This window comes from Heyndrickxia sporothermodurans (assembly GCF_003055045.1).
Taxonomy (GTDB): Bacteria; Bacillota; Bacilli; order Bacillales; family Bacillaceae_C; genus Heyndrickxia; species Heyndrickxia sporothermodurans.
Map to the genome: position 1 here is coordinate 13,222 of NZ_NAZB01000010.1, position 22,568 is coordinate 35,789.

The window sequence follows — 22,568 nt, forward strand, 5'->3', positions numbered from 1 at the left end:
CATGAAAAAAATGCTTGAAGTAAAAGATCTTAATATTTCATTTCATACGTTCGCTGGTGAAGTTAAAGCGATTCGAGGAGTTAGCTTTGATCTGTATGAAGGTGAAACATTAGCGATTGTTGGGGAATCAGGTTCCGGTAAATCGGTCACAACAAAATCCATTATGCGATTGTTGCCACCCGGTAACTCCGAAATCAAGTCAGGTCAAATCCTTTTTAATGGAAAGGATATTGCAAAAGCTTCAGAAAAAGAGATGCAAAAAGTTCGCGGAAAAGATATTTCGATGATCTTCCAAGATCCGATGACTTCACTTAACCCAACGATGACCATCGGAAAGCAAATTATGGAACCACTGTTGAAACATCAACATTTAGGAAAAGACGAAGCGAGAAAACGCGCAATCAATTTATTAAAACTAGTGGGAATTCCGAAACCAGAATCTCGTATGAAACAATACCCTCACCAATTTTCAGGCGGGATGAGACAACGTGTAGTTATTGCGATTGCACTAGCATGTAATCCAAAAGTATTAATCGCTGATGAACCAACAACAGCATTAGACGTAACCATTCAAGGTCAAATTTTAGACTTGATGAAAGAACTGCAAAAGAAAGTAGATACTTCTATTATTTTTATTACCCATGATTTGGGTGTTGTTGCAAATGTTGCCGATCGTGTGGCTGTTATGTATGGTGGAAAAATTGTTGAAGTAGGAACCGTCGATGAAATTTTTTATAATCCTAAACATCCATACACTTGGGGATTAATCAGTTCTATGCCAAGTCTTGATGCGAACGATGAAGAATTATTTGTCATTCCAGGAACACCACCGGACTTGCTAAATCCGCCAAAGGGTGATGCATTCGCTGTTCGTAACCCTTATGCGTTGAAAATAGATTATGAAAAAGAACCGCCAATGTTTAAAATATCTGATACGCATTATGCTGCAACATGGCTGCTCCACCCGGATGCACCAAAAGTGGAACCACCGGCAGCAGTTCAAATGCGCATGAAGAAATTTAACGCTAATAAAAAGTCAGCTCCTAATAAGGAGGCGAAATAAAAAATGGCAGAAAAATTATTAGAAATAAAAAATTTAAAGCAGTATTTTAATATGGGATCGTCGAATGAAGTGCGCGCTGTTGACGATATTTCCTTCGATATTTATAAAGGAGAAACGCTTGGCCTTGTAGGTGAATCTGGTTGTGGGAAGTCAACAACTGGACGTACGATTATTCGACTTTATGATGCAACAGGTGGAGAAGTCCTTTTTAAAGGAGAAAATGTTCATGCGAAGAAGTCAAAAGGACAATTGAAAAAATTCCATCAAAAAATGCAAATGATTTTTCAGGATCCATATGCGTCACTTAATCCACGTACAAAAGTTGCGGATATCATTGCAGAAGGTATTGACATCCATGGATTAGCCAAATCTCCAAAAGAAAGAATGGACATGGTTGCACATCTTCTTGAAACGGTTGGTTTAAATCGCGAGCATGCCAATCGCTATCCACATGAATTTTCCGGTGGGCAAAGACAGAGGATCGGAATTGCCCGAGCTCTTGCTGTTAATCCTGAATTTATCATTGCGGATGAACCTATTTCGGCATTGGATGTATCCATTCAAGCACAAGTAGTTAATTTAATGAAGAAGCTGCAAAAGGAAAAAGGGTTAACTTATTTATTTATCGCCCATGATTTATCAATGGTTAAATATATAAGTGACCGTATCGGGGTTATGTATTTTGGTAAGCTAGTGGAGTTAGCTCCAGCAGAAGATTTATACAATAATCCCTTACATCCTTATACGCAATCATTGCTTTCAGCTATTCCATTGCCAGATCCGGATTATGAACGGACACGTGTACGCCAAACATATGACCCAGCTGTCCATCAATATGAACAAGGCGAAGAAATTAAAATGCGTGAAGTGACACCGGGGCATTTTGTATATTGCTCTGAGAAAGAATTTAAAAAATATAAAGAGCAGTAATAGATTTCCTTTGGACCAAATCATTTATTGATTTGGTCTTTTGTTATATTCGGCGACAGACACGAGTTCCGTTATCTAAATATGTCCTTTAAAAGATTGTATCCTTTATTTTCACCAGATTATCCCGTATCCTAAATATATGAAGTCATATTAATTTTAAGAGGGATCAACATGAGGCAAATTTATAGTGAGATTATTCAATTTCGCGGCACACATTATGATTTTGGCTATATGCAAGGGAAAAAGTTAAAGGATTCGCTCATTATTCAAAATCGCGAAAAGCAATGGCAAGTAAGAAAACCGCGCTTTACTGTGGAAGTAGAGGAAGTAAAACAAGCAATTACTCGCTTTGCTCCGGGTATATGGGATGAATTGCTTGGTTTGCAAGATGCACTAGAATGGCCGATAGAACGAGTGTTGATGGAATTCGGCGGCTATCGCTTAGATTATGTTCGATCCGGCTGTTCCATTTTAACGGGTGATCATTATTTAATTCGTAATTATGATTATCATCCAAAGACATATGAAGGTCGCTATACGTTTTTTCAGCCGACCGATCAAGGTTATGCGATTATAGGTCCGAGTCAGCGAATCACTGGACGAATGGATGGGATGAACGAAAAGGGACTTTCGATGGGCTATAACTTTATGAATCGCAAAAATCCAGGAGATGGGTTTATTTGCTGTATGATAGGAAGATTAGTATTAGAATCATGTGCAAATGTGGAAGAAGCCGTTGAAATGCTGAAAGAAATTCCACATCGCCATTCCTTTACATATGTTGTATACGATAAAAGTAGTACGACAAAAATAGTGGAAACTACTCCACGGGGTGTGAAGGTTCGTCAAGCAAATGCTTGCACGAATCATTTTGAATTAATGCAAGATGAAAATCGCCATCATCTCGTTGATTCAAAGCGGAGGTTACAAATTTTACAAGCAAACCAAGAAGCAATTTCAGGAGCACAGGAAGCTTTTCGTTTATTGAATAATACCGATAAAGGTGTTTTTTCCGATTTATATGGGAGCTGGGCGGGAACGATTCATACTTCGGCATACTTACCTCGTGAAATGAAAGCATGGTTTGCACTTGGTGGAGATGTTGAGCCATATGAGTTTGATTGGCATAGATGGTTGAGTGGTGAGGACATCACTATTGAAAGGATAACAGGAGAAATTGATACTACGATCCCTTTTGTCCATATGGATGCTGGGGCAGATTGGTCGAGAAAATAGAGGAGTGACAACAACATGGAATGCAGATTAGCTATGAAAAGTGATGCAAAGGAAGCAGCAGATTATATCCATTTAGCGATACATGATATTGCGGAAGCATTAACAGGGGAAAAGGAAACAGAGAAAATCAGAGAGGTACTATCAGAACTATTTCGTCAAGAAAATAATCGATTGAGCTATCAAAATAGTATTGTCGCAGAAATTGATGGGAAAGTAGCAGGTATTCTCATCGCCTATTCTGGTGACGATGCCGTAGAGTTGGACAAGCCGATTCTTGAAAGACTGAAAAGAATAGGGAAGAGTCATGTAGAGCCATTCGATAATGAAGCTGACAAAGGTGATTATTATATTGATACGGTCAGCGTTGTTCCTGATTTTCAAGGAAGAGGAATCGGCACATTCCTTATTCAAAGTGTGGAACAGGTGGCAAAGGATAAAGGGTTTACGAGAGTCAGCTTAAATGTTGCAGAAGATAATCCTGGAGCAAAACGGCTATACGAAAAGCTTGGTTACATGAAGGAAAAAAACATCATGATTAATGGGCATGAATTTGATTACATGGTCAAAAATGTATAAACAAAAGGAGAGGCTTAGGCCTCTCTTTCTAAATTCCTATTCTTGTACCCTATATAAGCATCATCATATGTGTTCAACCGAAATAATTCAGTCTAATTAAACAACTTAGCAATAACCGCTTGAATTTTTGCGCGTTCCCCCGACAAAACAACTGTATCTCCTTTGTGAAAGGTTTCATTTGCCCCCGGATTTAATATCCTTTCATGGTTTTTCCTTATAATTGCAATGATTGTAACGCCAAACTCATCTCTAAATTTTATTTCGCCAATTGCGCGGTTGATAATGCGTGCGTTTGCATCAACTTTACACCATTCAAATACTAACTCGTCAAAAGCATGCTCCAAGTTTTCAATTGCCTTCGGTTTATAAATAATTCCTCCTAATATTGCAGCAATTTGTCTAGATTCTTCATCAGTTAATGTAACACGGCCTGAGCTTTCCTCCGCATTCATGGAGTCGAATTGATAAATTTCTCTTTGACCGTCTTCATGCATAATGACGACGATTTTTTCATTTCCATCTGTTTGAATTTCAATTTTCTGTCCGATGCCCGGGAGTTCACATTCACGGATATTCAATTTACTCGCTCCTTAGTTTTGGACATAATGATTATTGTATATTTAATACTATCCGATTGTGACCGAATAATAAAGGGGCATTCATAGAAGCAGTATTGTTTTGAATTTTGTCAAAAACACATTCGTAATATTACATAACCATATGTTATTATATGATTAAGTAACATTGATTAAGGAGAATAAGCAAATGGAATACGTTGAAGCTCTTAAGGATATTAAGCAAATTAATTCCATGAAGAGATATTTAAAAAAGCATTCAGAACGGGATTACGTCCTCTTTGTTTTTGGAATAAATACGGGGTTAAAGATCACTGAAATTTTGGAACTAAAGGTAGAAGATGTTTTTGAAACGGAAGATAAAATAAGAAATTTTTACAGCCTGCCTGATAGGAATGTGTATCTTAACCACAAAGTAAAAAGTGCTCTACTGCACTATATTCACACGAACGATTTATCTAAAGAATCCTATTTATTCCAATCCACTAAAACAAAAAAACCGATTACACGCCAACAGGCTTACCGAATTATTCATGATGCTGCAGTTGCAGTTGGGATTGAGGGGAAAATTGGAACCAATTCCATGCGGAAAACATTCGGATACCACGCATATAAGAGAGGCGTTGCCATTTCACTGCTTCAGAAGCATTTCCATCACGCGACACCATCTGAAACCCGTAAATATCTTGGAATTACAAAGGACGAAATCATACAAACAGAAATAGATGTAAACCTTTGAGCTTCAAATGCTCCTAAATCTGTTACAAAACATATGAGGGAGGAAATACAATGAATATTAGGGAGAGTGAGTTACCGGGAATCGGAAGGAAATTTGAGATTATTACAAATAATAAAGAAAAAATTGTGATTATTGTTCATGATGATGGACGAAGAGAAATGTATTACTATGAAGATTCGAATCATGAAGAAAGTATTTCGAGCACAACATTAAACGATTCCGAAGCTAGAAATCTTGCAGCTATTTTAGGAGGAATGATTTACAAGCCTCAAACACTTGAAACAATCGAAATGGCCTTTGATGGATTGGTGATTGAATGGTTTAAAGTTGAGCCTAACTCACCAGCTATTCGTAAAAATATCGGGGAACTTGAAATTAGAAACAAATATAACGTAACGGTTATAGCCATTTTAAAGAAAAATATGAAAAAAATATTGAATCCGGGCCCTGAATCTCTTATTGATGAAGGGGATACACTTGTCCTTTCAGGGGAAAGAAAAGAACTGAAAACTCTAATCAGTGAGCTGCTGTCCAATGGGCGTGGTGATACTTGATGAATCATTTAGTATTAGAAGTTGGTACAGCATTGGTATTGATTGCGCTTGCGGCGATCGTAGCAGGGAAAATGAAGTTTTCAATCATTCCATTTTTAATCATTATGGGAATGCTTGTCGGTCCACATGCCCCGACGATTGGCGTGATTAATCTAAAATTTATTGAGAGTTCCGAGTTCATTGAGTTTTTAGGTCGGATTGGTGTCCTCTTTCTCCTCTTCTATCTAGGTATTGAGTTTTCTGTTGGAAAGTTAATCAAATCAGGACGATCCATTGTTATCGGAGGATCAATCTATGTAACGATGAATTTTGTGTTGGGTCTGCTTTATGGATTTATCGTTGGATTTCCGTTTTATGAGTCCCTTATTATCGCTGGATTGTTAAGCGTCTCTTCAACTGCCATTGTGGCCAAAGTACTCGTTGATTTAAAACGAACAGCTAATTCCGAAACAGAGCTTATTTTAGGGATTATTTTGTTCGATGATATTTTCCTCGCCGTTTTTTTATCCATCATGTCCGGACTTTTATTAGGAGGTTCTACTTCCATTTTGGGCACGATTGGATCTGTTCTTATTTGCCTTGGGTACATGATTATATTTTTAATCATTGCTCGCAAGGGAGCGCCTATTATCAATAAGCTCCTTAATATCCGTTCAAATGAAATTTTCATTCTTGTCGTTTTTGCTTCATTATTTTTTATTGCCGGTTTTTCGGAAACGATTCACGTTGCTGAGGCAATCGGTGCATTGCTTTTAGGCCTTGTCTTTTCAGAAACAGAGCATCGAAAGCGTATTGAACATTTGGTTATTCCTTTTAGAGATTTCTTTGGTGCGATTTTCTTCTTTAGCTTTGGCTTAACAATCGATCCGTTTTCCTTAGGTGGGGCCATTTGGCTTGCATTAGGGGCAGTTGCCCTTACGATTATTGGAAATTTTATCGCTGGAATGATTTCAGGCAGAAAAGCTGGGTTATCCCATAAGGCATCTGCAAATATTGGTCTAACCATTGTTTCCAGAGGTGAGTTTTCCATCATCGTTGCTAATCTGGGACTTGCTGGCGGATTACTACCAATTTTAAAACCGTTCACGGCACTTTATGTTCTTATATTGGCTGTTTTAGGGCCTCTCATGACGAAAGAATCAAAAGCAATTTATCAATTTTTGGATAAGATCTTTAAATGGAGTAATCAAACAAAAAAGATAAACGAAAAAAAGGTCTTATGAATAGGTGCCCCACATGTTGGGGCATTTATTTTTTAAACATTCAATTTCATGTATGATAAGCAATAAGTGTAATTTTAAAACATGTGAGGGATTAGTTGTGAAAATCATCTATGAAGGTACGTTGAAACATGATGGAACACCATATAAAGTATTAAGATTAACAAGTTCTCATATTGAACAAATATTACTATTACAGAAAATGGTTGTTGCTTCGCTAGAAGATAAAGAGAGTTTACAACCACTAACACAGCAAGAATTTGAATATATTTTAGACGGAAAAGGTTTAATGGTTGGGGCGTTTGTAAACGAGCAGCTTATTGCGTTTCGTGCACTTTTAATTCCCCCGATTGATTCCGAACATTTAGGTTACGATATCGGATTAGTAGAAGAAGAACTATCGAGTGTGGTCTACCAAGAAATCTCGAATGTTCATCCACAAAATAGAGGAAACCATCTTCAACAGATTTTAGCAAAAATTATAATGAATGAGCTATCTAAATTAAAAGGAAAGTACTCTTATATTTGTTGTACAGTAGCCCCATTTAATATACCTAGTTTAAAAGATAAATTTTTTCAAGGCATGGAAATCGCTGCCCTGAAAGAAAAGTACGGCGGGCGATTACGGTATGTTTTTGTGAAAAAGCTGGTAGATGAAAACAAAGCTTGGGCAAAAAAAGTTACACTGAATATGAATGACACGACAGGTCAACAAAAACTATTATCACAAGGGTGGAGAGGAATCCGGATGGAAATGCGAGGTAGTGAAATTTGGGTTGAATTTGGAAAAGGAATAGATGAATAGTATTTACGGTTTTCTACAATTTTTTCATAAGGGAAATTGTGAAAAGGTGATAGGGTGGCGGATTTTACGCTTTTTAATCAAACGTTTGATTCATTTTCATTTTTCAATTATTTTGTAGAAAATAGGGGAATATCGCCTAATTATAGAGGAAAGCACCGAGTTTCCTATGATATACTTAATAAATAACAATTCGGGATGAAAGTAAGAGGGGGAAGAATGTTGACTAATCATGTACTCCAATTGATTGAATACGAAATTGCCCTACTTGTTCGTTTAACGACAGCCCATAGTCCTAAACTAGGAAGTTTGGATCGCTCAGAGTATCTTTTACTAAGTGAACTTGAAAAATCAAGTCCATTAGCAATTAATTCACTGGCAGAAAATTTATTATTAAACCTGTCTACCGCCAGTAAATGCGATTTCTCAGGATTTAATCATTTTAATTATTGGGAGGTCGATTCAAGGTTTAAGCGCAGGTGTTCTGTTTTTAACAATGTTGCCTGTCAGTTTAAAATCGTTTCCGAATAAAATTCGAAATACCTTTTTGTTCATGGTTATAACAGGATTGTTTGGGGCAACAGCATTGGGAGCTTTCTTTGGTTCACTTTCCTTAAGTGTAGATGCATGGCGTTGGCTGTTTATATTAAATATTGTCTCTGCCGTACTATGCTTAATAGTCGGTTTCTTTGGATTGCCTAAGACCGAAGAACATGAACTGGATCGAACACCGGTTGATAAAACAGGAATTTTTCTATATACGCTCATCTTAGTTGTACTTTCATTTCCATTGTGTAACTTAATGGATAAAGGTTTTTCATCTTTATATGTTTGGCCTTTTTTTGTTGTTGCATTTCTTTTATTAATCTTGTTTCTTTCAATTGATATGAAAGCTGAAAGTCCATTAATTCCGTTTCGGACATTAAAAGCAGCTAAACCAATTTCCGGAACAGTTATGGCGATTGCTTCCCATGTCTTAATGATACTTGCAATAGCTGGTATAAATGGCTTTTTGCGTCATAATAAAGATCTTCCGTTTCATTATCTCTTGCACTTTTATATTTGGTTTTTTATCGGAATTGTCGTAACCGCTATTCTGAAGACTTTATTTTATGGGGTGCTAGGAGCAGGAAAAATGGGGATTATCGGGTCACTCGGGGTTATTTATGTAACTTTACAATGGAGAGTCATGGGCCCGGAGGTTACATTGCCAACCTTATATTTTCAAATTGCGCTATTAGGTGCGGGTGTAAGTATGGTACTTGTTGGTGGGGCGTTAGGAACGGCCTTTGCAGGTAATTTGCATCATGCATCATTGCGTTCGTTAACCTTGCATTCGAGTCGGAACTTCATTGGGGCGATTATAACTCCGATGGTTGGTTGGTTTCTATCGACGCAAAATGAACTTCAATATGGAAACATTCAAGAATATCTTGGGGAAAACAGTTCGGAGGCAAAATCGGAAATTGCTCAATTAACCCATCGTTTAATGGAATCCGGTCTTCCTTTAAGTAAGGCACAAAGTATGGCGTCGTATGAACTAATAGCCAATACAAAGAAAGCAGCCATACTTGGAGCATATCATCATCTATTTACGATTATGCTTGTTTTCGCTTGTATCATGCTTGTTGCATCAATAGGAAAAATGGTGACGGGAAAAGGAATAGGTCTCGTGAAAAAAGAACCGAAAGTCCAAGTTACCTCTGTGAAAGAAACAACTGTGTAAAAGTACGGAAATTAAAAATGGAGGAGAAAAGTTCAATGAGTAAACGTATTATAATTGCTAATATTATTGGAGTTATTGTTGTTGTTCTACTAATTGCGTTAGGCGGATATTTTTACATTCAAAATAAAAATTATGTCAAAACGGATGATGCGGTCGTTTCAGCTGATATGATGGGAGTTGTTGCACCTACATCTGGTATTCTTACAAATTGGGATGTTAAAGATGGAAAAAATGTTTCTAATAAAGATGTAGTTGGTAAGGTATCTGATGGAAAACGCGAAATCCCTGTTGATGCGAAAATGGATGGTAAAATTATAAAAAACGAAGCTAGAAAAAATCAAATGGTCCAAGCAGGTCAGGAATTAGCAAAAGAAGCTGACCTCGATCATATGTATATTATTGCAAACATAGAAGAAACCGATCTGAAAGACATTGAGGTTGGCGATAGTGTAGATATTACTGTTGATGGCGACGATGATACGACATTTGATGGAACCGTTGAGGAAATAGGATACGCAACAAACTCAGTATTTTCAGTACTTCCTTCAAACTCAACCGGAAACTACACAAAAGTAACACAAAAAGTCCCTGTCAAAATCTCTATCAACCAAGCCTCAGATAAAGTTTTACCGGGAATGAACGCAGAAATTAAAATATCGCTTTAAAAAAGGTGTCAGGCACCGCATNNATGCGGTGCCTGACACCTTTTAATCACAATTTTTCATCGTTACTTTCTATATATTCCTTTAAATCCAATAACTTACTTGTCCAATATTTATCGAAGATGGAAAGCCATTGTTTAAGTTCGGTTAAAGGTTCAGGTTTTAATCTGTATCGCGTTTCTCTTCCAATTCTTTTGCTTGTGACAAGTCCAGCATCAGAAAGTACTTTAAGGTGCTTGTTGATAGCGGTTCGACTGATTGAAAAGCACTTTGTAATGGAGGCTATCGACATTTCTTTTTCTGATAATAATTGTAATAAACGACGGCGCGTTGGGTCAGCTATCGCCTGAAAAACATCATGCTTTGACTCTGAATATTGCATTTACACTTCTAAATATTCTGCAAGCTTTCCTTTAAGGCCTGCCCAGCCCTTATCCATTATTCCTCGAATAACTGTGTGTGGTTGATTGAACTCTGTCACCTTATCTGCATCCCATCCCGAATGAATAAGGGTAAATTCCGTTTTTCCATCTACTTCTTTTAATTCAAATGCCAAATGCCAATCTTTACCCCAGTCAAACCCTACACGATTTGGAGGATCTAATTCTGTTACTTTGCATGGGGAATCACCATACGGTCCGGCATGTAGGACGAATTCTTTCCCGAGTACGGGTTCAAATGTATTTGGCATCCACCATCCCGCTATACCTTCTGAAGTAGCAACTGCCTTCCAAACTTTTTCAATGGGCGCATTTAAGATAATTGTGTATCGAATATCGGGCAATGTCCCGTTTTTCTTATCTTCCATAATAATAACCTCCGTAAATGAATTTGACACTATAAGGTGTTACTTTTTTATTATAACATGCTTTGATAAAACTTCAACATACGAAAAGGTTATAGATAAAATAAAGAGAAATCCTAATGGATGACAAACATAAGGAGCACCCCTATAATGGAATTATGAAAAAATTCAGATAGGGGAGGCGATAGGATTGCCAATTAAAATACCGAAATTATTGCCTGCGCGTGAAATTTTAGAGAAAGAAAATATTTTTGTGATGGATGATGAGCGAGCGAATAGTCAGGATATTCGTCCGTTAAATATTCTTATATTAAACTTGATGCCTGAAAAGGAAAGGACAGAGGCTGAATTGCTCCGACTTCTTGGAAACTCTCCACTGCAAATCAATATTATGTTTCTTCATACGGCTACACACGAGTCAAAAAATGTAAGTAAATCGCATCTGGAGCAGTTTTATACAACTTTTACAAATGTGAAAAATAGGCGCTTTGACGGAATGATCATAACTGGGGCACCTGTCGAGCATTTCGAATTTGAAGAAGTGGACTATTGGCAGGAATTAATGGAGATTATGGAATGGTCAAAAACGAATGTGACCTCTACACTTCATATTTGCTGGGGGGCACAGGCCGCTCTTTATTATCACTTTGGAATAGATAAATTTGAGATTGGGCAGAAATGTACAGGTGTATTTAAACATTCGGTTCTGGACCCAAATGTGAAACTTGTACGTGGGTTCGATGAGGAATTCCTTGCTCCACATTCTCGTTATACAGGAAATGTAAAAAGTCAAATTAACGAATGCGAAGATGTTATCTTACTTGCAGAATCGGATGAAGCTGGTCCACTTTTAATGATATCTAAAGATGAAAAACAAATTATGATTACCGGCCATTTAGAATATGAGGTTGGAACACTTGCAGAGGAATATGAAAGAGATACAAAAAAAGGCGGAAAAGCGTATATGCCAATGCATTATTTTCCGAATGACGATCCAAATAAAAGGCCAAAACATAGATGGAGGGCTCATGCCCATTTATTATTTTCCAACTGGCTGAATTATTACGTCTATCAACAAACACCATATCAGTGGGAATAATGTTCTTTTTGTTCAAGCTAATTTCTGGTCAAAATACAATAATACTGCAATAATTTTATTATTGAACCTTTTTAAATCATCAGGAGATGAATTCATGTTTATTCGCAAAACCCCTGCGATTCAGAATGGACCTAATAGTATTGCTTCTCTTGAAGCGATGACAATTGGCGGAGTAGAACAATGGGTTCTCATTCGTGGTCAAGATCGTAGGAAACCAATCCTACTTTGGGTACATGGAGGCCCAGGTGCAGCACAAATTGGTTTTATTAGTCAATATACTTCAGAATATGAAAAAGATTTTCTTGTTGTCAATTGGGATCAACGTGGCGCCGGTCTTTCTTATTCAAAAAAAATTACGGAAGAATCGATGACACTTGAGCGGATGCTAAATGATCTCATTGAATTAGTAAGGATTTTGTGCGCACGATTTCAACAAGATAAAGTTTATATTTTAGGTCATTCATGGGGGACGGTTCTTTCCTATTTGGCGATTAAGCGCTATCCAGAATTATTCCATGGATATATTTCTGTTTCTCAAATAGTAAATTGGAAACAACTTGAACATTCATCATACGAACAAACTCTCCAAAAAGCAAAAGAAGTTGGCAATGAAAAAGCATATACCCAATTAATAAGGATTGGAGCCCCGCCTTGGGACAAAGTGAGTTCAGAACATATCCATAATCACTTGTTACAAAAATTGGGTGGTGGAGTGATTCATAAGGGTAGCTTTATGAAATTATTCCTCCTGCCATTATTTAAGCGCCCTGAGTATCACTTATTTGATGTCATCAAATGGTTAAAGGGGCAATGGTTCTCCAAATCTTCATTAAAGGAAGAAGCGGAAGCAATTGATTTATATCAAGATGATTTATCGATTCAGATCCCAATTGCATTTTGTAATGGGCGTTACGATTATACATGTCCAGGTGAACTTGCGGAGGATTTTTATTACAAACTTCAAGCACCCGTTAAAAAATGGATCTGGTTTGAACAATCAGCCCATACACCGATGATAGAAGAGGCGGAAAGCTTTCAACGATTTGTTTTGGATACTTTAAAGGAATGGCATAAAAATTTTAATGAATAAAGCCAGAAAACAATATCGTTTTACTGGCCTTTTCTAGTTGGAAAAAGAGAAGGCAGGTATGAGACTATCAATATCTTGGTACAATAAGGAATTGAGAGTTAGTGATAGAAAATCGTTTGTATTTCATGTAAAATAGAGGTTATGTGTAAAGTATCTTTGAAAAGAGGGTAACGAATGAATAAACAATCCATCTATGGATTAACAATAGAACAATTGACGGAATGGTTTTTAGAAAATGGTCAGAAAAAATTCCGCGCTCAACAAGTGTGGGAATGGTTATATAAAAAGCGTGTCAAAAGCTTTTCTGAAATGAGCAATATTAATAAACAATGTATTCAACTTTTAGAAGAACAGTTTGAAATGCATACATTACAACTAGAGATTAAACAAGAATCAAAGGACGGGACTGTTAAATTTCTATTCAAATTACCAGATGGTAACTTAATTGAAACGGTATTGATGAGACAAAAATACGGTCTTTCAGTATGTGTAACAACACAAGTAGGCTGTAATATTGGATGTTCATTCTGTGCTAGTGGGATTTTGCGGAAAAATCGTGATTTAACGAGCGGGGAAATCGTCGAACAAATTATGAATGTTCAGCTTCATTTAGATGAAGTTGGAAAGGACGAAAGGGTCAGCCATGTCGTTGTCATGGGAATCGGCGAACCGTTCGATAACTTTACAAATTTAGTTACATTTTTGAAAAATATCAATTCACCGAAAGGGCTAGCCATTGGTGCAAGACATATTACGGTTTCAACGAGTGGACTAGCTCCGAAAATCTATGAATTTGCTGACCTAGACTTACAAGTAAACTTAGCAATTTCTTTACATGCACCGAATAATGAATTACGTACGCAAATAATGAAAATTAATCGTGCCTATCCATTAGAAAAATTAATGCCAGCCATTGATTATTATTTGGAGAAAACAAATCGCAGAATCACTTTTGAATATATTCTATTAAATGATGTAAATGATCATAAAGAAGAGGCATTACAGCTTGCTAAGCTTCTTCAAAATAAACGTCATTTAGCCTATGTGAACTTAATTCCGTACAACCCGGTGAGTGAACATATTCAATATAAAAGAAGCGAAAAAGAATCCATTTTGGAATTCTATGACACATTGAAAAAGAACGGCATCAATTGTGTCGTCCGTCAAGAGCATGGAACAGATATTGATGCAGCATGCGGACAACTTCGCAGTAAACAATTGAAAAAAGCAAAATAATAAAAGGGGCTTGGGATTCCAAGCTCCTTTTTTGTATCTAAATTGGTATATCTTTATTTTATAAGTAATACAGGTATAGGAGACTTCTGAACGATCACATGACTAACACTATCAAAAAATTCCTTTATTCCACTTAACCCTCGGTTTCCCATAATAATTAAATCATTTCCGTGTGATTCTGTATGATCTAGAATGGCCGGTATGGGTTGTTTGTCAACGACAAATGTATGAATAGGGTTAGGAAGCTCGGACAATTGACTTAACGCTTTTTCTAAAGTTTCTTTCGCATACTCATTCATTTTATCCTGTGTTTCTTGAATAACTATCCCTGATGTATAGGTAGGGATTGCAAGCTGAACAGCATATAAAATATCAATTTTAGCTTCCGGATTTGCTTTTACCAATTCCTTTGCGGTCTCTAAAGCCTTATTAGATAATTCGGTGTCATTGTAAGCTAATAAAATGTTAGAAAATAACATAAGATACACCAGCTTTCTATATTAGTAAAAATGGAGAGTGAAAATTTCCATTTTTATTCTTTATTTACCCAAAATTTATTTACAACGATGGTCAAGCTGGAATCCTTAAACGTACATATAATACAATAGAAAGTAAATATACTTCGTGAATGTCGGAAAGGAGTTTTACATATGAATAATTTCATCGCAATCGATTTTGAAACTGCGAATCGCAATCGATATAGTGTTTGTTCAGTAGGAATGGTATTTGTGGAAGAGAATAAAATAGTCGATTCTATTTATTCATTAATTGATCCGGAAGAGCCTTTTGATCGAATGAATATATCGGTTCATGGCATTCAACCTTCTGATGTTGAAGGCGCTCCGACATTTCATACATTCTATCAATCCATTCAACATCGAATAGAAAATCAGGTGATTGTCGCTCATAATTTAGCCTTTGACGGTTATGTTTTAAGAGATAGTCTTAATCGATATAATCTGCTGCCGGTTCCGAGTAAATTGCTTTGTAGTTATCAGCTATCAAGAAGATTAATTGGAGGCAAGTCAAGCTATTCACTTAAATCAGTTTGTGATCATTACGGCATTGATATCCTCGATCATCATCATGCCTTAAGCGATGCACAAGCTTGCGCTGAAATTATGATTCAACTATCGAATGAATTTGAATTATATGATTTGGATGCCGTATTTTCTAAAACGAATATTAAAGCTGGGGAAATTGCGCCAGGTTACTATCGCTCCTCATTAGTCTCTTCCAGCAAAAAAAGAAAACGGGATGTGTCATCTTTTTAGCATGTTCAATTAACATACTATATTAAATTAATGAATTAATTGAAAGAAGCAGATGCCTTTACGACATCTGCTTCTTTCTTAACAGCACCGATTAACTTTTCCGCTTTCATATCTTTCCTTTAAGGCATACATATAGTACTCCTTTTCAGACATGATCGGCTCATTTGGATGCTTTCTCTTCCGATGCGCTACATAATTTTGGTAATTTGGTAAGCCGAAAATCGTTTTGATATGACAGGGGATCTTTGTCATCGTCTGATACAATTTCTTCATTTCATCACCTTCCAATTGATATGTTCGGATATTTTGATGGTACGTAAGGTGATTCATGTAATACCGCTTTTTTCTTCTTGACCAAAATGTTATACCAAACTCTAAAGGATGCTATAACCATTAATAACACAATAGCGATAAAAATCATTGTCAATACTGCATCCAATCGATCATTGAAGACAATTTGCTTCATGACATCCATATCGGTAGCAGGTGCGAGTACTTTCCCACTGTCAATCCCGTCTTGATAAATTTTGGCATGGGCGAAAAAGCCGATTGCCGGTACTTTTGAAAATAGTTTCATAAATGCTGCGGTTAATGTCGTTACTGTTAGGAAGACATATGGAATAATGGTCACCCACGCATAACGTGCTTTTCCCATTTTAATAATAATCGTTGTAGCAACGGCAAGTGCAATCGCGGCTAACATCTGATTCGATATTCCAAATAATGCCCATAAGGAGTTAATACCGCCAAATGGATCAATCGCTCCTTGATAGGTGATGTAGGCCCACCCAATTGTAATAATAGCTGATGCAACGATATTCGCGAAGAGATTATTCGTTTTTGCAAACGGTTTATAATAATTTCCGACTAAATCCTGTAACATAAATCTTCCGATACGTGTTCCCGCATCAATTGTCGTAAGAATGAACAATGCTTCAAAAAGAATCGCAAAATGATACCAGAAAGCCTTTGCTCCTGCTAAAAAGCTGGTAAAAATCTCTGCCATACCGACAGCCAATGTTGGTGCCCCACCAGTCCTTGACAAAATGGAGGATTCACCAATGTCTTTGGCGGCATTTGTAATATCATTTGCTGTAACTTGGAAACCCCACTCCGAAATGACAGTTGCCGCACTAGCTGCATCACCGCCAATAACTGCTGCTGGTGCATTCATTGCGAAGTAAAGACCGGGATGTAAAGAGCATGCTGCAATTAATGCCATAATGGCAACACCGGATTCCATTAACATACCACCGTAGCCGATAAAACGGGAATGGGTCTCCTTTTCAAGCATTTTCGGTGTTGTACCCGAAGAAACAAGAGCGTGGAAACCAGATACGGAACCACAAGCAATCGTAATAAATAAAAACGGAAAGAGATTTCCTGCGAACACAGGTCCTGATCCATCAATAAATTTACTAATCTTTGGCATGTGTAGTTCAGGAAGGACAATTAAGATTCCTGCAGCCAATAAGAAAATGACACCAATTTTTAGAAAGGAGCTTAAGTAGTCCCGAGGTGCCAATAATAGCCAAACAGGTAGAATGGAAGCGACGAATCCATAGATACCAATCATAATGGCAAGCTGACCACCAGTGAATGTAAACATCTTTGCTAATTCCGGATCTGCGGCGATAAATTGCCCGCCCCAAAGCGCAAGCATCAATAATATAAAGCCAATAATAGAACCTTCTAATACTTTTCCTGGGCGTATGTACCTCATGTAAATGCCCATGAGAACGGCAATTGGAATGGTTGCAGCAATGGTAAATACTCCCCACGGAGAACCGGCGAGCGCTTTCACAACGACTAGGGCAAGTACGGCTAATAAAATAATCATAATTGCAAGAATTCCGATGGATGCAATAATCCCACCAAATGGCCCTACTTCCTCTTTCGCCATCTGTCCAAGCGATTTTCCATTTCTTCTCATAGATCCCATTAAGATAACTGCATCTTGAACAGCTCCGGCCAGGACGACACCGATGATAATCCAAAGTGCTCCGGGTAAATAACCCATTTGTGCGGCTAATATCGGCCCTACAAGTGGTCCGGCACCTGCAATCGCGGCAAAATGATGACCAAATAATACCCATTTATTTGTAGGCACGTAATCTTTTCCATCATCATTTACTTCCGCAGGTGTTGCACGCTTATCATTTAATTTAAAAATTTTATACGCAATAAATTTACTATAAAAGCGGTAAGCTACTGCATAGGTACAAACAGCCGCAACAATTAACCAAGCAGCCGAAATCGTTTCACCGTTTGCAAGACCAAGTAAAGCAAATGCAATCGCTCCAAAAACCGAAATAGCTGTCCAAATCAAAATAGAAAGTAATTTCTTATTCACGGTTATGTCTTCCCCTTCCTTTAAAAAAATAATGCAATAATTAACTTCTCCCCTCCTTTAGTTAAAAAGTTAAAATATTTGTAATTATAAAAATAATAACCGGGATAACTGTATCATTCAATATGCAGTGGGACATATTTTTATTTTTCTGGAAAAAAGTTTTCGACAAATCCTTCCTTTTTAATGAATTTGTTAAATTCCCGGTTGTTTTTCGTTCCAAGCTATTAAATAAAAAAGTCAATAACAAGTTTTAACATAGTCTATTTTTTAATAAAGGATTTTCCCGATTTATATCGAATCTTACAGTAGAGACATCATAGTTTTCAAAAGGGGTTCAAGTTTGATGGAATTTCAGTTTGAAAGAATCTTACTTCAAGTATTAATGGTGTTATTTCCTTTCGTATTATTTTTAGTTTTAGCAAATGGTAAAATCAATGATTTGAAACGAAAAATTATCTTTGGACTTATATGTATATTAAGCATCTCTCTTTCACTGACCTTTGCCATACCACTGGGAGTGGGGAAACATCTAGATTTAAGATTTATCCCATGGTATCTATCCTTTATATACGGAGGAAATATCGTAGGCTTTATCGTTTCATCGTTTTACATTATTGTCCGTATTTGTATGGGTGGTATTGGGATGTTTCCTGCCATAAGCGTAATTATCGTAGGCAGTATATTTATAATACGAATACAAAAGCAATTTTTTTCATGGACATTAAAAAAGAAACTGATCTTTTCATCCACGTTTTTATTGATTGCTTCCCTATTACTTCCGATTATAGGAAGTATGATGATGACAGTTAGTATAACATCAACAAATCTATCAATTTATATATCATATTTGTTAGAAAATGTAATTGTTACCTGGATTGTGATTTATTTAATTGAATCACAAATTGAAAAAACGGCTTTACAAAAAGAGTTTCAAAACGCGGAGAAATTTAATGTGATCGGTCAGCTTGCGGCAAGTGTTGCCCATGAAATTCGGAATCCGATGACGAGTATTAGAGGATTTATGCAAATTTTACAAGCATCGAATCGTTTATCCAGATCCGAAAAAGAATATATAAAAATATGTATTGAGGAAGTGGACCGAGCAAATTCAATCATTGCGGATTATTTGGCATTAGGCAAAAGCCAATCAAATGAAGTCAGTAAGCTAGATATCATACGTGAGATAAATAAGGCTGTACGCTCTTTATCAACATTTGCAACGCTTAATAATGTTCAATTAAATTTTGCCCAAAAGTTGCCAATCTATTTAGCTGGAAATAGTAGCAGGGTTCAACAACTGCTTATTAATCTTATTAAAAATGGAATTGAAGCCTCGAGTGGGAATGGAGTAATAGATATAGAAGTTACCGCTGATTACAAGCATGTGTACATATCAATATCTGATAATGGAGAAGGGATGAGCAAAGAGTCGATGGAGAATTTCGGGCTTCCTTTTTACTCTACAAAAGAAAAGGGAACGGGATTAGGACTAATGGTTTCAAGGCAAATTATCGATGAAATGGACGGCAATATTCAAGTTAATAGTACGAAAGGAGTAGGAACGGTCTTAACTCTTACTTTCCCGCGAATACGGAAAGAGGTGTAGGCCTTTTTTTTGTTTTATTAAAACTAGGAATATGGATTCCGTACGTTTGGACTATTTTTAGAAAATTCAGTAAAATATCTTGTTTTTTTAAATAAATCTATTACTATTAAAGAAAGGTTTTCAATCTATCAATGGAAGGGGAAAAGACGATGGAAAAAAAGTTAATTCCTTATAAGGTGATAGAGATTGTGGATTCAGTAGAGGAAAATATTCCGGCAGGTATTGGATTAATCCATGCGGAGGAAGCTTGGGAAAAAGGAAATTATGGAGAAGGCATTGTGATTGCTGTCATTGATACGGGTATTGACAAAACACATCCAGATTTAAAAGATCAAATTATTGATGGAAAAGATTTCACGAACACGGGTGATTATCAAGACGATCATGGTCATGGAACACATGTATGTGGGACAATTCTAGCAGCAATAAATAATTATGGAGTTGTAGGAGTTGCACCAAGGGCAAAGGTTTTAGTCTTAAAAGCATTGGATGGAAATGGACAAGGAGATATCAAGTGGATTAATGAGGCGATTGACTATGCAATTAATTGGGAAGGTCCGAATAAAGAGAAGGTTTCTGTTATATCCATGTCACTAGGCGGACCAGAAGAGGAAGAAGAGCATCGATTGATTCAAAAAGCGGTTCAAAATAATATTCTAGTCGTTTGTGCAGCGGGAAATAGTGGTGATGGTAGAGATGATACGGATGAAATGGAATATCCAGGAGCATACCCTGAAGTCGTGCAGGTTGGTGCGGTTGATTTAGAAAAGAATTTAGCGGATTTTTCAAATACGAATGATCTAATTGATTTAGTTGCACCTGGGGTTGAAATTTTCTCCACTTATCCGGGTGGGAAATTCGCTAAACTTTCGGGTACCTCTATGGCAACTCCCCATGTAAGTGGTGCGGCTGCTTTAGTAAAAAATATTGCTGAAAAAGAATTTGGTCGTGTACTAACTGAAGCGGAACTATACGCACAAATATGCAAAACGACAGAAGATCTTGGCCTAAGTAAAAAAGCACAAGGTAATGGTTTATTGAATTTCTCAACGACACAAGAAAGCGGTGAAAAGGAAATTACCATTACGATTGAATCCAAAAGTCTGCAACTGCCGGCACAAACAGTTTCGGTGTTTTATTAAGGCTCTTTCCGTAAAGGTTGTGAGGAAAAAAGTATATTTCCTCTTTGTTGTTTTCGGGAGGAACAAGGACCGTTCTTTTCCGCTACAGGAACCTGCTTTTTCGCGGTGAGAAGTCGAGCCTCCTCGGCTTCCGCCTGTGGGGTCTCGACCTTTCCTCTATATTCCGCAGGAGTCAGGTTCCTTTCGCTCTAATCCACTTGAATGGAGGGGATAGGATGGAGTACTTAAACCCAATTTTAATATTTTTTAGAGAAATGAAACTTCATTTCTCCCGAGTGGAAACAAACCAAATAATGTGTTTGGTTGAAAACCTACCACTCTCTTATTTGTTAAAGAAAAATCTGCTTTTAACCATGAAAGAACTAGATTAGTAGTAAACTGCTCAGAACTGGTTACTCTTTCATCTTTTCCTAGTGTAATATTCATAGCACCCCTCCTTGAAAATTGTTATTTCTACATAAGTATATAAGATCTATTTTTTTGGAAAGTTATAGTGTTCTTATACTACATTTACATATAGTATAAAATACCCACTAAGAGTAATTGTAAATTTGAAATATGGTTCCGAAGTTTATAAATTATCCGGAGATATTTCATTCTGATTTAATGTGGAAGTTTTTTATAAAAACTAAATCTACTCAAAGTCAAACCCAAGCATTTTGATCAATCTTTTTTATATGCATGGGTTTTCTCTATTATATAATCAACTTTTTAGGCCAATTCATATGTGCTTTTTTGCAAAAAAAGAAAAAACTTACACGCGATTACTATAGTAGAAAAAAATATTTTTTATGTATATTTTTTCCGAAAATAGTGTTATTATCATTTTGTAACAATCTAAAAATTCTGATAGGGGTGGAGATTTTGAAGAAATTTGTATTATCTTTGGTCGTTTCCTCAGGTTTAATTTTGGCTTCACACGTTACAAACGCCAATGCAGAGGAAAACTCGAAAAATGAGTTCGAAGGATGGACATCATCAGATTATGCAGAATATGAGCAAGGGAAAAAGGATTATGAGGAATTGATTAATCTTGAAAAAGAAGGAAAAAGTTTGAACAAAAATACGGAGCAATCTGGACAAAGTGAAGAAGTAACTCCTTTTGCAGAACCCAAACCAGATGGTTCAATGGGAATAACAGGTTCTGTATTAATAACAATGAGTGGCGGTAGTTCATCCGGTAGTTCTTGGGTGGGTGGACATGCAGCAATAGTTGTTGATCAATACAGTACTATTGAATCTTTTGGCAACCAAAAGGTTGCTAGTAAAAATGGGGTAAGATATTGGACAAATAATTTTAGACAAAGATATCCCGATGCTACAAGACATGATGTTATAGGTGCTACAGCTTCTGAAAAAAAATCTGCTGTGGGATTAGCAAAGTCATTTCTAAACAAACCTTATAACTTTGCATTTGGTAATAAAACTACTACCGATAAGTTCTACTGTTCACAATTAGTATGGAGAGCCTGGCAACTTATGGGTTATGATTTAGATTATAATAGAGGAAAATTTGTTTGGCCGGGTGACTTAAAGAAAAGTAGTCTTTTAAATTAAAAATAATTCTTTAAAAAGGTGACTGTCCTAGAACGTTTTATATTATTCATAGGACAGCATTTTTTATTTATAGGTGGGGGTTTAAATGAAAAGGAAATATTTAATTATTCTAGCCAGTATATTATTTTTATTTGGTTGCTCACAAAAAGAAAAGACCAATTCAAAAGTGCGACCATCATCAACTGAAAATGAAATAGTTTTATTACAAAGTAATTTATTAGAGAAAACTAGTAAATTGGAATACTACAACTATAATCTAAAAAAAATGTCTACTACCAAAATCAATGCAAATGGTCTTGAGCTGTGTTTTGCAAGTAAAAAGT

26 protein-coding genes are annotated in these 22,568 nt (G+C 36.6%); 19 read left to right on the forward strand and 7 right to left on the reverse strand.

Annotation, left to right across the window (positions count from 1 at the left end):
- Position 1: 1 nt before the first annotated feature.
- The 4 genes from B5V89_RS03695 to B5V89_RS03710 all read left to right on the forward strand — a co-directional run bounded on the left by B5V89_RS03695 (position 2) and on the right by B5V89_RS03710 (position 3,805).
- On the forward strand, positions 2 to 1,063 hold the full coding sequence (locus B5V89_RS03695) for an ABC transporter ATP-binding protein (RefSeq protein ID WP_066236027.1): 1,062 nt from the start codon (positions 2 to 4) through the stop codon (positions 1,061 to 1,063).
- A 3-nt stretch (positions 1,064 to 1,066) separates the two neighbouring features.
- The gene (locus tag B5V89_RS03700) at positions 1,067 to 1,993 is read left to right on the forward strand and encodes an ABC transporter ATP-binding protein (protein WP_066236025.1); all 927 of its coding nucleotides are present in this window, start codon (positions 1,067 to 1,069) and stop codon (positions 1,991 to 1,993) included.
- A 171-nt stretch (positions 1,994 to 2,164) separates the two neighbouring features.
- Positions 2,165 to 3,229 (forward strand): C45 family autoproteolytic acyltransferase/hydrolase, encoded by a 1,065-nt coding sequence (locus tag B5V89_RS03705; protein WP_066236023.1) that lies wholly within the window; start codon positions 2,165 to 2,167, stop codon positions 3,227 to 3,229.
- 15 nt (positions 3,230 to 3,244) lie between these two features.
- On the forward strand, positions 3,245 to 3,805 hold the full coding sequence (locus B5V89_RS03710) for a GNAT family N-acetyltransferase (RefSeq protein WP_066236021.1): 561 nt from the start codon (positions 3,245 to 3,247) through the stop codon (positions 3,803 to 3,805).
- A 92-nt stretch (positions 3,806 to 3,897) separates the two neighbouring features.
- On the opposite strand, the gene B5V89_RS03715 is transcribed toward B5V89_RS03710, so the two are convergent.
- The gene (locus B5V89_RS03715) at positions 3,898 to 4,383 is read right to left on the reverse strand and encodes a cation:proton antiporter regulatory subunit (RefSeq protein ID WP_066236019.1); all 486 of its coding nucleotides are present in this window, start codon (positions 4,381 to 4,383) and stop codon (positions 3,898 to 3,900) included.
- Between the two features lie 187 nt (positions 4,384 to 4,570).
- Between B5V89_RS03715 and B5V89_RS03720 the strand changes: the two genes are divergently transcribed.
- The 7 genes from B5V89_RS03720 (at position 4,571) to B5V89_RS03750 (ending at position 10,086) form a co-directional block, all read left to right on the forward strand.
- Positions 4,571 to 5,119: a tyrosine-type recombinase/integrase gene (locus B5V89_RS03720; protein WP_066236017.1), complete on the forward strand. Its 549-nt coding sequence runs from the start codon at positions 4,571 to 4,573 to the stop codon at positions 5,117 to 5,119.
- A gap of 50 nt (positions 5,120 to 5,169) precedes the next feature.
- On the forward strand, positions 5,170 to 5,673 hold the full coding sequence (locus B5V89_RS03725; protein ID WP_066236014.1) for a cation:proton antiporter regulatory subunit: 504 nt from the start codon (positions 5,170 to 5,172) through the stop codon (positions 5,671 to 5,673).
- Positions 5,673 to 6,896, forward strand: a complete 1,224-nt coding sequence (locus B5V89_RS03730) for a cation:proton antiporter (RefSeq protein ID WP_066236013.1) — start codon at positions 5,673 to 5,675, stop codon at positions 6,894 to 6,896. The genes B5V89_RS03725 and B5V89_RS03730 overlap by 1 nt, the downstream gene beginning before the upstream one ends.
- Positions 6,897 to 6,993: 97 nt before the next feature.
- On the forward strand, positions 6,994 to 7,698 hold the full coding sequence (locus B5V89_RS03735; RefSeq protein ID WP_108070563.1) for an N-acetyltransferase: 705 nt from the start codon (positions 6,994 to 6,996) through the stop codon (positions 7,696 to 7,698).
- A gap of 219 nt (positions 7,699 to 7,917) precedes the next feature.
- Complete coding sequence (locus B5V89_RS20355; RefSeq protein ID WP_244913436.1) at positions 7,918 to 8,226, forward strand: hypothetical protein; 309 nt, start codon at positions 7,918 to 7,920, stop codon at positions 8,224 to 8,226.
- Entirely contained in the window at positions 8,180 to 9,421 is a 1,242-nt protein-coding gene (locus B5V89_RS03745) for an efflux MFS transporter permease (RefSeq protein ID WP_342352530.1), read from the forward strand. Before B5V89_RS20355 ends, B5V89_RS03745 begins: the two co-directional genes overlap by 47 nt.
- A gap of 35 nt (positions 9,422 to 9,456) precedes the next feature.
- On the forward strand, positions 9,457 to 10,086 hold the full coding sequence (locus B5V89_RS03750) for a biotin/lipoyl-containing protein (protein WP_066236000.1): 630 nt from the start codon (positions 9,457 to 9,459) through the stop codon (positions 10,084 to 10,086).
- A gap of 46 nt (positions 10,087 to 10,132) precedes the next feature.
- Here B5V89_RS03750 and B5V89_RS03755 read toward each other — a convergent pair whose 3' ends face one another.
- Both B5V89_RS03755 and B5V89_RS03760 read right to left on the reverse strand, forming a co-directional pair.
- Entirely contained in the window at positions 10,133 to 10,465 is a 333-nt protein-coding gene (locus tag B5V89_RS03755) for an ArsR/SmtB family transcription factor (RefSeq protein WP_066235998.1), read from the reverse strand.
- Positions 10,466 to 10,891 (reverse strand): SRPBCC family protein, encoded by a 426-nt coding sequence (locus B5V89_RS03760; protein WP_066235996.1) that lies wholly within the window; start codon positions 10,889 to 10,891, stop codon positions 10,466 to 10,468.
- Between the two features lie 187 nt (positions 10,892 to 11,078).
- Between B5V89_RS03760 and metA the strand changes: the two genes are divergently transcribed.
- The 3 genes from metA (at position 11,079) to rlmN (ending at position 14,313) form a co-directional block, all read left to right on the forward strand.
- Positions 11,079 to 11,987, forward strand: coding sequence for a homoserine O-acetyltransferase MetA (gene metA / locus B5V89_RS03765; protein ID WP_107958618.1), 909 nt, complete (start codon positions 11,079 to 11,081; stop codon positions 11,985 to 11,987).
- A 94-nt stretch (positions 11,988 to 12,081) separates the two neighbouring features.
- Positions 12,082 to 13,077, forward strand: a complete 996-nt coding sequence (locus B5V89_RS03770) for an alpha/beta fold hydrolase (RefSeq protein WP_108070551.1) — start codon at positions 12,082 to 12,084, stop codon at positions 13,075 to 13,077.
- 174 nt (positions 13,078 to 13,251) lie between these two features.
- Positions 13,252 to 14,313: a dual-specificity RNA methyltransferase RlmN gene (gene rlmN, locus B5V89_RS03775; protein WP_107958615.1), complete on the forward strand. Its 1,062-nt coding sequence runs from the start codon at positions 13,252 to 13,254 to the stop codon at positions 14,311 to 14,313.
- A gap of 53 nt (positions 14,314 to 14,366) precedes the next feature.
- Here rlmN and B5V89_RS03780 read toward each other — a convergent pair whose 3' ends face one another.
- Positions 14,367 to 14,792 carry a universal stress protein gene (locus B5V89_RS03780; RefSeq protein ID WP_066235987.1) on the reverse strand — a complete coding sequence of 142 codons (426 nt, stop codon included), beginning with the start codon at positions 14,790 to 14,792 and terminating at the stop codon, positions 14,367 to 14,369.
- A gap of 171 nt (positions 14,793 to 14,963) precedes the next feature.
- On the opposite strand from B5V89_RS03780, the gene B5V89_RS03785 reads away from it, so the two are divergent.
- Positions 14,964 to 15,587 (forward strand): 3'-5' exonuclease, encoded by a 624-nt coding sequence (locus B5V89_RS03785; RefSeq protein WP_108070553.1) that lies wholly within the window; start codon positions 14,964 to 14,966, stop codon positions 15,585 to 15,587.
- Between the two features lie 78 nt (positions 15,588 to 15,665).
- On the opposite strand, the gene B5V89_RS03790 is transcribed toward B5V89_RS03785, so the two are convergent.
- Entirely contained in the window at positions 15,666 to 15,860 is a 195-nt protein-coding gene (locus B5V89_RS03790) for a YbdD/YjiX family protein (protein ID WP_066235983.1), read from the reverse strand.
- Positions 15,861 to 15,864: 4 nt separating this feature from the next.
- Positions 15,865 to 17,940: a carbon starvation CstA family protein gene (locus B5V89_RS03795; protein ID WP_108070555.1), complete on the reverse strand. Its 2,076-nt coding sequence runs from the start codon at positions 17,938 to 17,940 to the stop codon at positions 15,865 to 15,867.
- Between the two features lie 343 nt (positions 17,941 to 18,283).
- Between B5V89_RS03795 and B5V89_RS03800 the strand changes: the two genes are divergently transcribed.
- Both B5V89_RS03800 and B5V89_RS03805 read left to right on the forward strand, forming a co-directional pair.
- Complete coding sequence (locus tag B5V89_RS03800) at positions 18,284 to 19,546, forward strand: ATP-binding protein (RefSeq protein ID WP_108070557.1); 1,263 nt, start codon at positions 18,284 to 18,286, stop codon at positions 19,544 to 19,546.
- 149 nt (positions 19,547 to 19,695) lie between these two features.
- On the forward strand, positions 19,696 to 20,688 hold the full coding sequence (locus B5V89_RS03805) for a S8 family peptidase (RefSeq protein ID WP_108070559.1): 993 nt from the start codon (positions 19,696 to 19,698) through the stop codon (positions 20,686 to 20,688).
- Between the two features lie 246 nt (positions 20,689 to 20,934).
- Here the strand turns inward: B5V89_RS03805 and B5V89_RS03810 are convergent, their stop codons facing one another.
- The gene (locus B5V89_RS03810) at positions 20,935 to 21,114 is read right to left on the reverse strand and encodes a hypothetical protein (protein ID WP_066235976.1); all 180 of its coding nucleotides are present in this window, start codon (positions 21,112 to 21,114) and stop codon (positions 20,935 to 20,937) included.
- A gap of 438 nt (positions 21,115 to 21,552) precedes the next feature.
- Between B5V89_RS03810 and B5V89_RS03815 the strand changes: the two genes are divergently transcribed.
- Positions 21,553 to 22,245: a YiiX/YebB-like N1pC/P60 family cysteine hydrolase gene (locus B5V89_RS03815; RefSeq protein ID WP_181294602.1), complete on the forward strand. Its 693-nt coding sequence runs from the start codon at positions 21,553 to 21,555 to the stop codon at positions 22,243 to 22,245.
- Between the two features lie 85 nt (positions 22,246 to 22,330).
- Positions 22,331 to 22,568, forward strand: a 238-nt coding sequence (locus B5V89_RS03820) for a hypothetical protein (protein WP_142406510.1), incomplete at its 3' end; no start/stop codon positions are given.

Coding starts and splice junctions, on each gene's coding strand:
- B5V89_RS03810 (WP_066235976.1), bottom strand. CDS start 21,114: ATGAATATTACACTAGGAAAAGATGAAAGAGTAACCAGTTCTGAGCAG.
- B5V89_RS03790 (WP_066235983.1), bottom strand. CDS start 15,860: ATGAAGAAATTGTATCAGACGATGACAAAGATCCCCTGTCATATCAAA.
- B5V89_RS03805 (WP_108070559.1), top strand. CDS start 19,696: ATGGAAAAAAAGTTAATTCCTTATAAGGTGATAGAGATTGTGGATTCA.
- B5V89_RS03770 (WP_108070551.1), top strand. CDS start 12,082: ATGTTTATTCGCAAAACCCCTGCGATTCAGAATGGACCTAATAGTATT.
- B5V89_RS03695 (WP_066236027.1), top strand. CDS start 2: ATGAAAAAAATGCTTGAAGTAAAAGATCTTAATATTTCATTTCATACG.
- rlmN (WP_107958615.1), top strand. CDS start 13,252: ATGAATAAACAATCCATCTATGGATTAACAATAGAACAATTGACGGAA.
- B5V89_RS03720 (WP_066236017.1), top strand. CDS start 4,571: ATGGAATACGTTGAAGCTCTTAAGGATATTAAGCAAATTAATTCCATG.
- B5V89_RS03705 (WP_066236023.1), top strand. CDS start 2,165: ATGAGGCAAATTTATAGTGAGATTATTCAATTTCGCGGCACACATTAT.
- B5V89_RS03750 (WP_066236000.1), top strand. CDS start 9,457: ATGAGTAAACGTATTATAATTGCTAATATTATTGGAGTTATTGTTGTT.
- B5V89_RS03760 (WP_066235996.1), bottom strand. CDS start 10,891: ATGGAAGATAAGAAAAACGGGACATTGCCCGATATTCGATACACAATT.
- B5V89_RS03700 (WP_066236025.1), top strand. CDS start 1,067: ATGGCAGAAAAATTATTAGAAATAAAAAATTTAAAGCAGTATTTTAAT.
- B5V89_RS03800 (WP_108070557.1), top strand. CDS start 18,284: ATGGAATTTCAGTTTGAAAGAATCTTACTTCAAGTATTAATGGTGTTA.
- B5V89_RS03725 (WP_066236014.1), top strand. CDS start 5,170: ATGAATATTAGGGAGAGTGAGTTACCGGGAATCGGAAGGAAATTTGAG.
- B5V89_RS03780 (WP_066235987.1), bottom strand. CDS start 14,792: ATGTTATTTTCTAACATTTTATTAGCTTACAATGACACCGAATTATCT.
- B5V89_RS03755 (WP_066235998.1), bottom strand. CDS start 10,465: ATGCAATATTCAGAGTCAAAGCATGATGTTTTTCAGGCGATAGCTGAC.
- B5V89_RS03710 (WP_066236021.1), top strand. CDS start 3,245: ATGGAATGCAGATTAGCTATGAAAAGTGATGCAAAGGAAGCAGCAGAT.
- B5V89_RS03785 (WP_108070553.1), top strand. CDS start 14,964: ATGAATAATTTCATCGCAATCGATTTTGAAACTGCGAATCGCAATCGA.
- B5V89_RS03730 (WP_066236013.1), top strand. CDS start 5,673: ATGAATCATTTAGTATTAGAAGTTGGTACAGCATTGGTATTGATTGCG.